This is a genomic window from Polaribacter sp. Asnod1-A03 (assembly GCF_045063585.1).
Taxonomy (GTDB): domain Bacteria; phylum Bacteroidota; class Bacteroidia; order Flavobacteriales; family Flavobacteriaceae; genus Polaribacter.
In genome coordinates, this window is record NZ_JBEFOE010000009.1 from 489,420 (window position 1) to 505,518 (window position 16,099).

Sequence of the window (16,099 nt, forward strand, 5' to 3'; positions counted from 1 at the left end):
AAATGATATTCTAAGTGAATTTATGAAGAAGTATTTTAACAAGCAAATAATTAGTTTTCTAAATTTTCTATTAGAAGGGATTATAGATAAAAAAGGAATTGATTTTAAAAAACGTATTTATTATATTAAATATGATAAAAATACGTGTATTGAGTTAACCACAATGTTGGCTTATAGTGCTGATGAACCTTTTAAAAAAATGATAGAAAATATTGTTTATTCTGTAATTGAAAATAATTAACCTTCTAAATTTTCTATTCTTTCCAACAAAGTTGGATGTGAGTAATGAGCAAAAACATAAGCAGGATGTGGAGTTAGATTACTCAAACTATTTTTAGACAACTTCTTAAGTGATGTAATTAGAGCTTTTCCTTCAAAAGTTTCTTTTGCAAAATTATCTGCCTGATATTCAAATTTACGAGACATATAATTCATAAATAATCCTGTAATTTCTGAAATTGGAGAATATAAAATTCCGAATGCAATTAAACCAATATGAAAACTTGGAGTTGAAATAGATAAAGCTTCTGATAAAACAGAAGAATTGATAAAAAGCGATAAAATAAATAGTGTAAAACCTGTAAGTAGGATAGAAGATATTAAATTAAAAACAATATGTTTTCTTTTATAATGACCAACTTCATGCGCTAAAACAGCTACAATTTCATCAGTTTCTAAATCGTTTATTAAAGTATCGTATAAAGTAATTCTTTTTTGAGAGCCAAAACCAGAAAAATAGGCATTTGCTTTTGTAGAACGTTTAGAACCATCGATTACAAAAATATTATTAATGGTAAAACCTACTTTTTTTGAATATTCTTCTATTGCAGATTTTAATTCACCTGCTTCTAAAGCTGTTTGCTTATTAAATAAAGGCACAATTAATTTTGCGTAAAACATATTCATAAACAAAGAAAATAAAGCAACTAAAGCCCAGGCATATAACCAAAAATTTTCTCCAGAAAATTGATAAAACCAAATAATTAAAGATAGAATTCCACCACCTAAAACTACACTCATTAAACCTCCTTTTAATTTATCTAACCAAAAAGTTTTTTTTGTTGATTTATTAAAACCAAATTTTTCTTCTATGACAAAGGTTTTATAATAAGAAAAAGGTGTTGTTAAAATATCTGATGCTAACATTATAATACCGAAGAAAATTAAAGCGACCAAAATAGAATTATCAGTAAAACTTCTTGCAAAATCATCTACATGTTTAAATCCGTCAACAAAAAAGAAAACTAAAGTTAACCCCAAAGAAAATGCAGATGTTATATTAGAAAATTTATCATTTACCTTTTTGTATTCTTGAGATTTCTGATACTCTTCTTTATTATAAACATCTTTTAACTTATCAGGAATTTCATCATCAAAATGTTTAGAGTTTAAAAAATCTAAAACCTTATCAATAATAAAACTGATAATTAAAATTGCTATTAATATATAAAATAGAGTAGTAGGTTGCATTTATTCTTTTTCCTTTTTATGGGCATACATTGCAGCACCAATAATACCTGCATTATTTTTAAACTCAGCAACTTTTACATTAACCTCTGTGGTTAAATGTTCTTTAAACTCATCGTATTTTTTACTTATACCACCACCTAGAATAATTAAACTTGGTGAAAAAACAATTCTTACATATTCTAACAATTCATCAAAACGTAAAGCCCATTGCTTTAGTGTTAAGTCTTCTTTTTTTCTTATAGAATCCGCAGTGTAAAACTCAATGATTTTTCCATCGGTATGTAACAATTTTCCTACTTCTACATTCGGAATCAATTTTCCGTCAAAAAACAAACCAGACCCAATACCTGTACCAATTGTAATAACTAAAGTAACTCCTTTCTCTTTTTTACCTGCACCTAAACTTACTTCTGCAAGTCCGGCTAAATCTGCATCGTTACTTACATAAAAAGGTAGTTTACATTCCTTTTTAAAAAGTTTATCAACTTTTACATTTAACCATTTTTCACTTAAATTTCCAGAATGGATACATTTTCCATCTACAATTGTAGTAGGAAAACTACAACCAACGGATTTTTTCCAATCAAAATGTTTTACGATTTCTTTTACAACTTTAGCCACAGCTTCTGGTGTAGCTGGTTTTGGTGTAGGTATTCTGTGTCTATCTGTAAGTAATTCTCCTGTTTTTGTATCCACTACAGCAGCTTTTATTCCAGATCCACCAATGTCAATTCCTAATACTTTCATGTTTTTTTATATTTTAAAATCTCTCTGCCTTTTTGCTTCAAAAAGAATAATTGCAGCAGAAACAGAAACATTCATAGAATCTATTTTACCCTGCATAGGTATATTTATGTTTTTATTTGCAGCTTGTCTCCAAATCTCGGTTAAACCAGTTGCTTCTGTACCCACAACGATTGCAGAAGCTTCTATATAATTCTCTTTATGATATTCATTAGAGTTTTGTAAAGTAGCAGCGTATATATTAATGTTTTTCTCTTTAAGAAAAGTAATTATTTCTTCTGATGTACCAATAGCAATATCATTAGTAAATACACAACCCACACTAGATCTAATAATGTTAGCATTGTATAAATCGCTTTTAGGATCTGCAATAAAAACAGCATCTATATTTGCAGCATCTCCAGTTCTTAAAAGTGCACCAATATTACCTGGTTTTTCTACACTTTCTGCAACTAAAATTAGTGGTTTTTTATTTTTAAATTGAATATTATCTAAAGAAAAATCTTTTGCTTTTGTAACAGCTATAATACCTTCTGTAGATTCTCTATAAGCTAGTTTTTGATATACTTCTTTAGAAATAGTTATTCTATTTACATTTTCATTAAAAAGGTGTAAAATTTCGTTTTCTGAAATCAATTCTGGAAAGAAAAGAACTGTTTCAAATTTATAGTTAGCAGAAATTGCTAGAGAAATTTCTCGTTTACCTTCTACAATAAATAAACCTTGTTTTTTACGTTCACGAGCTTTATCTTGTAATTTTAGTAAGTTTTTTACGTATGAGTTCTGAATGCTTGTAATTTCTTTCATCATGGCAAATATACCTAATTATAGGTATTGTTTTAACTCTAAACAATTACAATATTTGTAACTAAATGAAGTAAATATTTTATTTATTTGAATTAGTTAAAATTCTATGAAAAAGAAAAGGCTCGCAATTGCGAGCCTTTTTTAATTTAAGTTAAAACAAATTTACTTTGTTTTGTATTTGTTGGAATATCTTTTCCACAATTTTGTTTGATGTGTTTCTAAGCTGATATTTCTACCCTGTATAAAAGCAACAGAAATAATATTAGTTCTCATATCTAAAGCATCACCCTCAGAAATAAATAGTGTAGCATCTTTACCAACCTCTAAAGTTCCAGTAAAATCATCAATTCCTAAAATTTTAGCAGAATTACCTGTTAATAATTGTAAAGCAACTTCTTTATCTAAACCAAAAGCAGCAAATGTACCCGCATAAAAAGGTAAATTTCTAGTATTCATACGTTCCATAGCTCCTTGCATACCAAGTGCAACTACAATTCCCTTATCGGTTAAAGTTTTAGCAATAGTATATGTAGCATCGTAAGCATCATCTTCACTATTAGGATTTCTATGAGGTCTTTCTAAAATAACAGGAATCTTGTTTTCAACTAACAAATCAGCCACTTTATCTGCTTCACCACCAAGAACAATTACAACTTTTTCTATTCCTAAATCTTTAGAAATTGTTACTGCATCTGTAATTTCTTTTTGTCCATTTACATGAATAAATAAACCTTTAGAACCATCAAATAAGCCTTTTGTAGCTTCGTAAGGTAAGTGTTTTTTTTCTGTTTTACTAGCTAAATAATCTTTAGCGTTAGTAAAATAATCTTTAATATCACTTATTTTTTTAGGATAATCAGCATCTGGTTTTAAAGTTCCATCACCACCAAATCTTCTTCTTCCACTAGAAAGACTTTGTGGCCAGTTCATATGGATTGCATCATCCACTTTAATGGCCGCATCTTCCCAATTCCAAGCATCTAATTGTACAACAGAAGATGTTCCAGAAATTAAACCACCTCTAGGTGTAATTTGTGCCATTAATACTCCGTTTGGCCTCATAGATTCTACAACTTTACTTTCTGCATTGTAAGCTATTAAACTTCTAATGTGTGGGTTGTTTGTACCTATTTCATCTTCATCATCACTTGCTTTAACAGCATCGATTTCTACCAAACCTAAAGAGGCATTAGCTGCTATAAAACCTGGATAAACGTGTTTTCCTTTTGCATTAATAACGGTTCCTTTTCTAGCAATTTTTGCATTTGCACTTCCTGCAAAAACAATTTTACCTTCGCTAAACATTATTAAAGAGTTTTCTATAACTTCTCCATTTCCTAAATGTGCTGTTGCACCTTCAATAGAATAATCTGCAGTTTGTTTGTCTGCAGGTGTTTGTTGTGCTATAATGCTATTTCCTAATAAGAAGGTGAATAGCAAACTATATATTATTTTTTTCATATTATCTAGCTTTATATTTCAGTATCACAGTGAAAATCAATATCTCTTCTTTTTCTTGGAACTTGAGTTTTAGCTCCGCCCATTTTTTCCTGTAACATCATGTTAATTAATTTGCTTCTTTCTTCTTTGATAGCTTCACGTTTTTTAATGTCTTCGTTTCTATCAAAAAATACTTTACCATCAATTATTGTTTTTTCAACTTTAGCATAAATAGACATTGGATGATCGCTCCATAAAACCACATCTGCATCTTTACCAACCTTAATACTACCAACTCTATCATCGATATGTAATAATTTTGCAGGATTAAGAGTTACCATTTTCCAAGCTTCTAATTCTGTCATTCCACCATATTTTACTGTTTTTGCAGCTTCTTGGTTTAATCTTCTAGACATTTCTCTGTCATCAGAATTAATAGCAACAGTAACACCAGCATTATGCATAATTGCAGCATTGTAAGGTATTGCATCATTTACTTCGTATTTATATGCCCACCAGTCAGAGAATGTAGAACCACCAACTCCGTGTTCTTTCATTTTATCTGCAACTTTATATCCTTCTAAAATATGCGTAAAAGTGTTAATTGTAAAACCAAATTTATCTGCAACTTTCATTAACATATTAATTTCTGATTGTACATAAGAGTGACAAGAAATATAACGTTCACTGTTAATAATTTCTGCCAATGTTTCCATTTCAGCATCTTTTCTATAAGGCTTTCCACTTTTCTTTAAAGCATCATATTCTTCTGCTCTTGTAAAGTAATCGATAAAAACTTGTTCTACACCCATTCTTGTTTGCGGAAAACGAGTACCGTTTGTGCTACGAGATTGTTTTACGTTTTCTCCTAAAGCAAATTTTATAAATTTAGGTGAGTTATCGTAAATCATTTCTTCCGCATTTTCTCCCCATTTTAATTTGATGATTGCAGAACGACCTCCAATTGGGTTTGCAGAACCATGTAAAATTTGAGAAGTTGTTGTTCCACCAGAAATGTTTCTATAAATGTTAATATCATTAGGATCTACAACATCTTCTATAGTAACTTCTGCAGAAGAGTTTTGTGCACCTTCGTTAATAGATGATGCAGCAATATGAGAATGCTCATCAATAATACCAGCAGTTAAGTGTTTCCCGGTTCCATCAACAACAGTTGCTCCGCCAGCACTTAAGTCTTTACCAATTTTAGCAATTTTTCCATTTTTTAATAAAACATCTGTATTTTCTAAAATACCTTCATCTTCACTGGTCCAAACAGTTACATTTTTTACTAAAATTGTTTGTGTTTTTGGTTGAACGTAATTACCAAAACCAATATTAGGATAACTAACAGGAACAACAGTAATTGCTTTTTCTTTTTTACCATCTTTTTTAGAAGGTTTTCCTTTTGATGTTGTTGCTGCTACTTTTTTACTAGCAGACCAAGATGTTTTATCTCCTTTAGTATCAAAAGCGTCACCTTGCATTAAATTAGAATCGTTTACAATTTTACCTAACATTCTGGTAAATTTGTTATCTTCATTTAAAGTAATTGTAACCCAATCATCAGAAAAAGAAAATTTAGAAGTTACTTTTTTATCACCCTTTTTAATGGTACCAGTTTGTTTAGCACCTTTACCTGTAATTGATAAATCGTAATTTTCACCATTAACCGTTAACATATAGTTACCTGTAATATCTTTAATTCCCATGTCATTAACTATGTTTTTATCACCTTGCACCCAGTTTTCATGAATGGTAGTTTTAGGATCAAAAACATCACCAGAAGTAATAATAAAGTTTGCATAACTACCTGTATTTAAGTTTCCGATGGAAGTATTGCCAATAATACTTGCAGGAATAGTAGTTAAAGCAGCTAAAGCTTTTTCTTTTTCAAAACCATATTTAATGGCTTTTTGTAAGTTTTTATGAAAAGAACCAACAGACTTTAAAGTATGTGTTGTTAAAGCAAAATTTACTCCGTTTTTAGAAAGTACACTTAAATTAGAAGGTTCTTGATTCCATTTACGCATATCTCCTAAAGAAATATGTTGTGCAAGCAAAGGATTAGAAACATCATAAGCAACAGTAAAGTTAATAGGAATAATAAAATTTGCATTGGTTGCTTTAATATCGCTAATTCTTTCAAATTCTTCTCCGCTACCAACAATTGTGTATTGTACACCAAATTCATCACCTACTTTATCTGCTCTTAAAGCATCTAAAACATTAGAAGTTTCAAAAATTTGATTTAAACCTTTATTTGCATTAAATGCTTCTAAAGACAAATCTTTATTTTTCATATTTCCTTTTGCATACCAATCAGCATCATTATATACTTGACGTAATAAAGCCATTGCACCCATTCTAGAACTTGGGTATGCTTGACTAGATTTAGAACTCTTATTAAATGATAAATATTGAGAGGATTTTGTATCTAAAATTCTGTAAGCATCAGAAGAATTAGGGTTTAAAGCTATTAATAAACCATTTCCTTGTACAATACCATCGTTAAAATGTGTGTTTACAACACCAAAACCAGCATCAATTAAACCTTTCGCTTTTTTGCTATCGAATTTAAAATCTGCAATTGGATTTGTTTCTGGTCTAATATGATCGTTCCAGTAATAACCTTCACGAGTAGCCTCATATTGTCTTGTTCTAGATCTAAACCCTGCTTGACCACCTTCTCTGCTTTGTTTTGCCAAACCAAAATCAGAATAAATGTCAATAAAAGAAGGATAAATAGTTTTACCACTTAAATCAATTGTTTTTGTTCCTTCAGGAATTTTAACTGATTTACCAATACTTAAAACCTTACCATCTTTAATTAGTAAAGTTCCTTTTTTTACAACTTTGTCATGCGTAACATAAATTGTTGCATTTGTAAATGCAAAAGTTGTGTTTTCTGTTGTTTTTACTCCGCTATCTGTAGGGAAATAATCTTGCGAATGCATAGAAAATGCTACAAATAAGGAGAAAAATAAGAGTAATTTTCTCATAAAAGTTTGAATTATATATTTGGATTAATTCCCTAAAATTAAATAGAAGCAATTTGTAAAATGTTAAAATAGGTTAAATTAACAAAAATTTAAGATAATTAAGGATTTATCTAAGATGCAAAGTAACTGATAAATAAATCTACAACATAATTATAAGACTGTACTCCTTTATCTTGTTTATTTGCTTTTAAATAGACATTGTAACCTTTTTTAATAAATGGTTCAAAAGGATTTTTATATTGTTGCCAAAATAAATAACTAGCATTAAAATCTTTTACAATTCCTTTGTTTACAGTTTGCCAAAGTTCTTGAGATAATTTTTTATCTCGTTTTTTAATTTCAGAAATACAATACCCAAAAGCCATTCTATAACTAGCATATTTAAAGTAAAGATCATCATTATAGTTTGCGGCTAAAAAGCCTACAAAATTAGCTTCATTTTCTGCAGCAAAACCAATTTGATGCGCCATTTCATGGCAAGTTGTTGTTGGATAACTAGTTTTGGGTAATTTGTCGTTTACTTGTGCTTCTCCTGTTAACGGATTTAAATAACCAGCTGTACCGTTATAAGTTTGTAACAAACTCATTAGAGAACTTTTTACAGACGGATGTTGATATTTTAATTGCGGAAAATCTCTAGCTAAATTATTATATCCATCAACAGCCATTTTATACATTTCTTTGGGTTGATATGGGTTTACAACTTTTAAAGTATCATTTTTTGTTATTTTAGATTGATAGTAATTGAGTTTTTCAATAACATGTTCGGTTACTTTTATAAGTTGCTCTGTAGTATATTCTTTTTGCTGATAATTTAAGTTTTTTGCTAAAGGTTCTCTGTAATAATTCAATCCCCAAAAAAGATAAAAACAAAAATAAATGATAGATAAAATGGCTGTAAAATGAATTAGTTTAGGTAGAAAATATTTAAATCTACTTTTTACCAACCGTACTAAAAAACGTATTAAAACAAACAAACCAAAACCTAATAAAACGTCGCCAAAAGAAAAAGGAATCCAACCTAAAATAATTCTAAAAAAAGAGGATATGCGTGGGTAAATTCCGTTAGAATAATAGGTTTCTATAAAAGAAGGGGTATTAGCTGATAGTTGTACTAGAAATACTTGAATAGGTAATAATATTGCAAGTAAAATATGTCTTTTATTCCATTTCATTGATGTAAAAATAACAAATCAAAATAGAAGTTGACTGGTTATTAACAAGATAATAACAATTTTGTTTACAATAAATGTTTACAAATTAAAGTTAATTTTTAGAAACCATTTTCAACCTAAAAAAGTACATTTGCAGTCATGGAAAAAACGACTCCTGTTACAGGTAAAAAGATAGATAAATCAAGACTAGTACAACTTGAAAAAGGTAAAATTCCACCACAAGCAGTGGAGTTGGAAGAAGCTGTGCTAGGTGCAATGATGATTGATAAAAAAGGTATTGATGATGTTATTGATGTTTTAAGTGCAGATGCTTTTTATGATCAAAAACACCAAGATATTTATGCTGCTATTTATGAATTATTTCAAAATTCTGAACCTATTGACCTTTTAACGGTATCTAACTTGTTAAAAAAGAATGGTAAATTAGAATTTGTTGGTGGAGATTTCTTTTTAATTCGTTTAACTCAAAAAGTAGCGTCTTCTGCACACATTGAGTTCCATGCTAGAATTATTTTACAAAAATACATTCAACGTAAATTAATCTCTATTTCATCAGAAATTATAGAAAACGCTTATGATGAAGGTACAGATGTTTTTGATTTATTAGACGATGCAGAAGCTAAGCTTTTTGAAGTTACACAAGGTAATTTAAAAAAGAGTTCCGAAGATGCGGGATCACTTGTAAAACAAGCCTTAAAAAAGATACAAGAAATCGGTAATCAAGAAGGAATGTCTGGTTTGGCAACTGGTTTTACGAAATTAGATGCGTTAACTTCTGGTTGGCAGCCGTCTGATTTAGTTATTATTGCTGCACGTCCTGGTATGGGAAAAACAGCATTTGTAATTTCGATGGCAAAAAATATGGCAATCGATTTTAACCATGGAGTTGCCGTATTTTCTTTAGAAATGTCTTCTGTACAGTTAATTACACGTATGATTTCTTCGGAAACGGGATTAACATCAGAAAAATTAAGAAAAGGGAATTTAGAACCACATGAGTGGGAACAATTAAATGTAAAAGTGAAGCGCTTATCTGATGCGCCTATTTTTATTGATGATACGCCTTCTCTTTCTGTATTTGATTTACGTGCAAAAGCAAGACGATTGGTATCGCAACACAATGTTAAAATTTTAGTTATTGATTATTTACAATTGATGACAGCAGGAGGGAAAGCAGGAGGAAATCGTGAGCAAGAAATCTCAATGATTTCTAGAAACTTAAAAGCTTTGGCAAAAGAATTATCTGTGCCAGTTATTGCATTATCTCAGTTATCGCGTGCGGTGGAAACTCGTGGAGGGTCTAAAAGACCTCTATTATCAGATTTACGTGAATCTGGAGCGATTGAACAAGATGCAGATATTGTATCGTTTATTTTCCGTCCAGAATATTACGGAATGACAGAATGGGATGATGATGATCATTCGCCATGTGAAGGGCAAGGAGAATTTATTGTTGCAAAACACAGAAATGGTGGTTTGGATAATATTCGTTTAAAATTTACAGGACATTTAGCAAAATTCTCTGATTTAGAAGAAGGATTTAGTTCAGAATTTCAATCTTCTATGAATGCAGATTTCCCAGAAAACCCATTTGAAGGTTCTAATGAAGGTGGAATGGATCCAAAAGATGCTTTTGGTGGAGATGATGTTCCTTTCTAAAACTTAAAGATTTTATAAAATTATAGAAATACACAATTGCTTTAAAGTAATTGTGTATTTTAGTTTTTAATATGAAAAAGCTGCTTTTAATTTTAACTTTTCTTTTAATTTCTAACTCAATTTGGGCATCATTTATTTATGTTCCTATGAGTCATGATAATCAAAATAATCATTTAAAAGCATACGGAATTGTTTATTTTTCTTTGGAAGCAGGTTTAAAATCTAAATGGTTGTTAAATTATGATGGAGGAGCTTTTTTAATAGAAAACAATAAAATTATAGAAAAAGAATGCAAAATTAGAGGTGTTTCTTTTCATGTAATTTCTGATGCAAAAGCGCAATTAATTTTAGAAGAAATTTCTTCGCCATCATCAAATCAAGATGCGGTAACTTTAGAAAAAGCACCAAAAATAGCTGTGTATTCTCCAAAAGATAAAATGCCATGGGATGATGCCGTTACTATGGTTTTAACGTATGCAGAAATTCCTTTTGATGTTATTTACGATAAAGAACTTTTAGAAGATAAGTTACTTTTATATGAATGGTTGCATTTACATCACGAAGATTTTACAGGACAATATGGTAAATTTTACGGTTCTTTTAGATCAACTCCATGGTATTTAGAAGGAAAGAAAAATGCAGAAAAATTAGCTACAGAATTAGGCTTTTCTAAAGTTTCAGAAGAAAAATTAGCTGTTTCTAAAAAAATTAGAGATTATGTAATTGGTGGTGGTTTTATGTTTGCTATGTGTTCTGCAACAGATAGTTTTGATATTGCATTATCTGCCGAAGGTGTAGATATTGCAGAATCTATGTTTGATGGAGATGGAACAGATTTAAATTATCAATCTAAAATAGATTATAATAAAACTTTTGCTTTTAAAGACTTTCTGTTAGTTAGAAACCCTAATACTTATGAGTTTTCTTCGATAGATATGACAAGTAAACGTAAAATACCAAAAACATCAGATTATTTTTCTTTGGTAGAGTTTTCGGCAAAATGGGATCCTGTACCCACTATGTTAAATCAAAACCACACAACTTTGGTAAAAGGTTTTATGGGGCAAACTACTTCCTTTAATAGAAATACAATTAAATCTAATGTATTAGTTTTAGGAGAAAATAAAACAAATAGAGAAGCTCGTTATATACATGGAACCAAAGGAAAAGGAATGTTTACTTTTTATGGAGGTCATGATCCAGAAGATTACACGCATAGAGTAGGAGATCCTAAAACGGAGTTAGATTTACACCCAACTTCTCCTGGTTATCGTTTAATTTTAAACAATGTATTGTTTCCTGCAGCTAAAAAGAAAAAGCAAAAAACTTAGTATAAAATAAAGTGCAAAAACTCATATAATCTCATTTTATAAAAAATAGCTCACTTTATTACATTCTTAATAAGATTATCTACTTAATATTATTAATTATTATAAAATAAATAATATTAAAACAGAATAAAATTCAATCTCTTTTGTATTTTTGTCGTCAAATTAAATTAACACAATGCCAACAACACAGCAATTACAAGATTTTACGCAACAAGTTCGTAGAGATATATTAAGAATGGTTCATAAAGTAAGTTCTGGTCACCCAGGAGGTTCTTTAGGATGTGCAGAGTTTATTACTTGTTTATATCAAGAAGTAATGGATTATTCTACAGAATTTACAATGGATGGTAAAAATGAAGATTTATTTTTTCTTTCTAATGGACATATTTCTCCTGTTTTTTATAGTGTTTTGGCACATAGTGGTTTTTTTCCTGTAGAAGAGTTAAACACATTTAGATTATTAGATTCTCGTTTACAAGGGCATCCAACAACTCACGAAGGTTTACCTGGTGTTAGAATTGCATCTGGATCTTTAGGACAAGGTATGTCTGTTGGTTTAGGAGCTGCACAAGCTAAAAAATTAAATGGTGATGATAAAATTGTATATACTTTACATGGAGATGGAGAGTTACAAGAAGGCCAGAACTGGGAAGCGATTATGTATGCATCAGCAAAAAAAGTTGATAACTTAATTGCTACTATAGATTTAAACGGAAAACAAATTGATGGTTCTACAGACGAAGTTTTAGCAATGGGAAGCATTAAAGCTAAATTTGAAGCTTTTGGTTGGGATGTTTTAGAAGTAGAAAAAGGGAATGATATTGAGGCTATTTTAGCAGGTTTATCTGAAGCAAAATCTATGACAGGTAAAGGAAAACCTGTTTGTATTTTATTATATACAGAAATGGGTAATGGTGTAGATTTTATGATGCACACCCATGCTTGGCATGGTAAAGCGCCAAATGATGAGCAGTTAGAAAATGCTTTAGCTCAAAACCCAGTAACTTTAGGAGATTACTAAACACCTGATTTTATTATCAGAAATTTATATTACAAAGCCTACAAATTCAATTGTAGGTTTTTTTATGTTTTTATTTAGATTTAAACTGTAAGAATACTTTTATCTTTACAACTAACAAATTGATATTTTGTCAATTTATAAATTATTTAATAAGGAATGAAAATAGGTATTGTTTGTTACCCAACATTTGGAGGAAGTGGAGTAGTTGCTACAGAATTAGGCATGGCTTTAGCAGATAAAGGACACGAAGTACATTTTATCACCTATAACCAGCCAGTTCGTTTAGATTTTATTTCTCATCATTTACATTTTCATCAAGTAATTTTAGAAGAGTATCCATTATTTCAATACCAACCTTATGAGTTGGCTTTATCTAGTAAAATAGTAGAAGTTGTAGAAAAACACGAGCTAGAAGTTTTACATGTACATTATGCAATACCACATGCATATGCAGCATACATGGCAAAACAAATGTTAAAAGAAAAAGGTATTTCTGTAAAAGTTGTAACTACTTTACACGGTACAGATATAACATTGGTTGGTAGCCATCCAACTTACAAAACCGCGGTAGAGTTTAGTATTAATAATTCTGATGTAGTTACATCTGTTTCTAACGATTTAAAGAAGACTACAAATAGACTTTTTAATATTAAAAAAGATATACAAGTAATTTACAATTTTATAGATGTAGTAAAGTACGACAAAGTACATCAAAAAAAATGCAATAGAATTGCGATTGCGGAACCTCACGAAAAAGTTTTAACGCATATTAGTAATTTTAGGCCTGTAAAAAGAGTAGAAGATGTAATCAAAATCTTTTATGAAGTACAAAAAGAAGTTCCGTCTAAGTTATTATTAGTAGGAGAAGGACCAGAAAGAGTAAAAGCAGAAAACTTAGTAAACAAATTAAAAATTTCTGATGTTGTTATGTTTTTAGGAAACAGTTCTGAGGTTGCTAAAATTTTATGTTATTCAGATATTTTTCTTTTACCTTCTCAAACAGAAAGTTTTGGTTTAGCTGCTTTAGAAGCTATGGCTGCAAAAACAGCAGTAATATCTACAAACACTGGTGGTTTACCAGAAGTAAATATACATGGTGTTACAGGTTATTTAAGTGATTTAGGTGATGTAAAAGATATGGCAAAAAATGCCATTTCCATTCTAAAAGACGAGAATACATTAGAAAAATTTAAAACAAACGCTAGAGAACATACTAAAAGATTTTCATTAGAAAATATATTGCCGGTTTATGAGGACATTTATAAATCTTGTTATAAAACTAAAGTATTATAAGAATTAAAAAAGCTCAAACGTTTGTTTGAGCTTTTTTAATTATATGTGAGATTTATAGAAATTTATTTTCCGAAAAGTCCACCTAACATTCCACCAATTCCACCACCAGATTGACTTTTATTACCACCTAAAAGCATTCCTGCTACATCATCAACAACACTTCCATCTCCATCAGAATCTAAAATTTGTTCTAAGAAATTTTGTTCTGTATTGTTGTTACTTCCTCCTAATAAACCACCTAAAAGTCCTGTTAAATCACCAGAATTACTAACACTTTGCTCTTGTTTTTGTTTACCTAACACCCCCATTAATATAGGTGCTGCTACTTTTAAAATATTAGCAACAGAACCTGCATCTAAACCAGACTTTTGCCCAATAACTTGCTCAACCCCCTGTTGTTTGCTTCCTAAAATATGATTAAGAATTCCTGCTCCATCTTGTTTTACGCTTTCATCAACACCTCCATCAAATAAACCACCTAAATTATTTAAAATACTACCATCATGTTTATTAGATAAAGCGCCCATTAATCCTGCTGCACCTTCTGGAGTAGAAGCATTTCTTTCCATTGCTTTCATTAAAACTGGCAAAGCCATTGTCAAAACACTACTTGTTTTACTTGTGTCGTTACCTGTAGAACCAGAAACTCCAGAAATAATTTGTTTTCCTAAATCACTATTTAATAAGTCTAATATACCTGCCATTATTGTGTTTTTTATAATTAATTTAAATGTTTTCTAATTTTATGACACAATATACAAATAAAGTCACGTCTGCTTATAAATTTTTTTTTTACCTTTCAAATTCTTAATAATTTTAAAACATTTGATGAAAAAACTAGCACTACATTGGAAAATTTTAATAGGAATGTTTCTTGGAATCATTTTTGGATTTATAATGAATTCTATAGACGGAGGAAAAGGATTTGTTACTGATTGGATAAAACCGTTCGGAACCATTTTTATAAATTTATTAAAATTAATAGCAGTACCATTAATTCTTGCTTCTCTAATAAAAGGTATTTCTGATTTAAAAGATATTTCTAAAATAAAATCGATGGGGTTACGCACCATTAGTCTATACATGGTTACTACTTTAGTTGCTGTTATTATTGGTTTAAGTATTGTAAATACAGTAAAGCCAGGTAATGGAATGCCTGCAGAAACGATTGAAAAAATTAAATTAAAGTATTCTAATGATTCTGGTGTAATTGATAAATTAAATAAAGCAACTTCCCAAAAAGAAGCAGGGCCATTACAAGCTTTGGTTGATATTTTTCCAAGTAATATTTTTAAGTCTTTAACAGATGCATCTATGCTTCAAGTTATTTTCTTTGCTCTTTTTGTTGGTATTTGTTTATTATTAATAGACGAAAAGAAAGCAAAACCTTTAATCAGTTTTTTTGATTCACTAAATGAAGTGGTTATGAAAATGGTAGATTTAATTATGCTTTTTGCTCCTTATGCTGTTTTCTCATTATTAGCAAATGTTATCATTTCTTTTGATGATACAGAAATCTTATTAAAACTGCTTTGGTATGCATTTTGTGTTTTCGGAGGCTTGGTTTTATTAATTTGTTTTTACCTACTTTTAGTTAGTGTGTATGCAAAAAAATCGCCAATTTGGTTTTTAAAACAAATAAGTCCAGCTCAATTATTAGCCTTTTCTACAAGTAGTAGTGCGGCAACCTTGCCGGTAACTATGGAGCGTGTAGAAGAACATCTAGGTGTAGATTCTGAAGTAGCTGGTTTTGTATTACCAGTTGGTGCAACAGTAAATATGGATGGTACAAGTTTATACCAAGGTATTGCTGCCGTGTTTATTATGCAAGTACTTTGGCCAGAAGGCTTAACATTTTCTAATCAATTAGTTATTATTGGTACTTCTGTTTTAGCTTCTATTGGTAGTGCTGCTGTACCAAGTGCAGGTATTGTAATGTTAGTTGTTGTATTAGAAACTCTTGGTTTTCCTGCAGAATTATTGCCATTAGGTATTGCGCTTATTTTTGCCGTAGACAGACCTTTAGATATGTGTAGAACTGTTGTTAATGTTACAGGAGATGCTACTGTTTCTGTTTTGGTAGCTAAATCTTTAGGTAAATTACACGATCCTAAACCTAAAGAATGGGATGATAATTATGAAGCTGTAAAATAATTA

13 protein-coding genes are annotated in these 16,099 nt (G+C 30.0%); 6 read left to right on the forward strand and 7 right to left on the reverse strand.

Annotated elements, in window-relative coordinates:
• The first annotated feature begins 22 nt into the window (after positions 1–22).
• On the forward strand, positions 23–241 hold the full coding sequence (locus ACJJVY_RS02550) for a hypothetical protein (RefSeq protein WP_405604813.1): 219 nt from the start codon (positions 23–25) through the stop codon (positions 239–241).
• Here the strand turns inward: ACJJVY_RS02550 and ACJJVY_RS02555 are convergent.
• The 6 genes from ACJJVY_RS02555 to ACJJVY_RS02580 all read right to left on the reverse strand — a co-directional run bounded on the left by ACJJVY_RS02555 (position 238) and on the right by ACJJVY_RS02580 (position 8,638).
• The gene (locus ACJJVY_RS02555; RefSeq protein ID WP_405604815.1) at positions 238–1,470 is read right to left on the reverse strand and encodes a M48 family metallopeptidase; all 1,233 of its coding nucleotides are present in this window, start codon (positions 1,468–1,470) and stop codon (positions 238–240) included. The genes ACJJVY_RS02550 and ACJJVY_RS02555 overlap by 4 nt on opposite strands.
• Complete coding sequence (gene ppgK / locus ACJJVY_RS02560; RefSeq protein ID WP_405604817.1) at positions 1,471–2,217, reverse strand: polyphosphate--glucose phosphotransferase; 747 nt, start codon at positions 2,215–2,217, stop codon at positions 1,471–1,473.
• 6 nt (positions 2,218–2,223) lie between these two features.
• Entirely contained in the window at positions 2,224–3,021 is a 798-nt protein-coding gene (locus tag ACJJVY_RS02565; protein WP_405611563.1) for a TrmH family RNA methyltransferase, read from the reverse strand.
• Positions 3,022–3,183: 162 nt separating this feature from the next.
• Positions 3,184–4,482 carry an amidohydrolase family protein gene (locus ACJJVY_RS02570; RefSeq protein WP_405604819.1) on the reverse strand — a complete coding sequence of 433 codons (1,299 nt, stop codon included), beginning with the start codon at positions 4,480–4,482 and terminating at the stop codon, positions 3,184–3,186.
• An 11-nt stretch (positions 4,483–4,493) separates the two neighbouring features.
• On the reverse strand, positions 4,494–7,463 hold the full coding sequence (locus tag ACJJVY_RS02575; RefSeq protein ID WP_405604821.1) for an amidohydrolase family protein: 2,970 nt from the start codon (positions 7,461–7,463) through the stop codon (positions 4,494–4,496).
• A gap of 110 nt (positions 7,464–7,573) precedes the next feature.
• Positions 7,574–8,638, reverse strand: coding sequence for a DUF3810 domain-containing protein (locus tag ACJJVY_RS02580; RefSeq protein WP_405604823.1), 1,065 nt, complete (start codon positions 8,636–8,638; stop codon positions 7,574–7,576).
• A 138-nt stretch (positions 8,639–8,776) separates the two neighbouring features.
• Here ACJJVY_RS02580 and dnaB point away from each other — a divergent pair, with 138 nt between their 5' ends.
• The 4 genes from dnaB (at position 8,777) to bshA (ending at position 13,942) form a co-directional block, all read left to right on the forward strand.
• Positions 8,777–10,297 (forward strand): replicative DNA helicase, encoded by a 1,521-nt coding sequence (gene dnaB / locus ACJJVY_RS02585; RefSeq protein ID WP_405604825.1) that lies wholly within the window; start codon positions 8,777–8,779, stop codon positions 10,295–10,297.
• A 71-nt stretch (positions 10,298–10,368) separates the two neighbouring features.
• On the forward strand, positions 10,369–11,628 hold the full coding sequence (locus tag ACJJVY_RS02590; RefSeq protein ID WP_405604827.1) for an asparagine synthetase B: 1,260 nt from the start codon (positions 10,369–10,371) through the stop codon (positions 11,626–11,628).
• Between the two features lie 175 nt (positions 11,629–11,803).
• Entirely contained in the window at positions 11,804–12,649 is an 846-nt protein-coding gene (locus ACJJVY_RS02595) for a transketolase (protein WP_405604829.1), read from the forward strand.
• Positions 12,650–12,805: 156 nt separating this feature from the next.
• Positions 12,806–13,942, forward strand: a complete 1,137-nt coding sequence (gene bshA, locus ACJJVY_RS02600) for an N-acetyl-alpha-D-glucosaminyl L-malate synthase BshA (protein WP_405604831.1) — start codon at positions 12,806–12,808, stop codon at positions 13,940–13,942.
• A 62-nt stretch (positions 13,943–14,004) separates the two neighbouring features.
• Here bshA and ACJJVY_RS02605 read toward each other — a convergent pair whose 3' ends face one another.
• Positions 14,005–14,646: a DUF937 domain-containing protein gene (locus tag ACJJVY_RS02605; RefSeq protein WP_405604833.1), complete on the reverse strand. Its 642-nt coding sequence runs from the start codon at positions 14,644–14,646 to the stop codon at positions 14,005–14,007.
• A 124-nt stretch (positions 14,647–14,770) separates the two neighbouring features.
• Here ACJJVY_RS02605 and ACJJVY_RS02610 point away from each other — a divergent pair, with 124 nt between their 5' ends.
• Positions 14,771–16,096 carry a dicarboxylate/amino acid:cation symporter gene (locus ACJJVY_RS02610; protein ID WP_405604835.1) on the forward strand — a complete coding sequence of 442 codons (1,326 nt, stop codon included), beginning with the start codon at positions 14,771–14,773 and terminating at the stop codon, positions 16,094–16,096.
• The last annotated feature ends 3 nt before the right edge of the window (positions 16,097–16,099 follow it).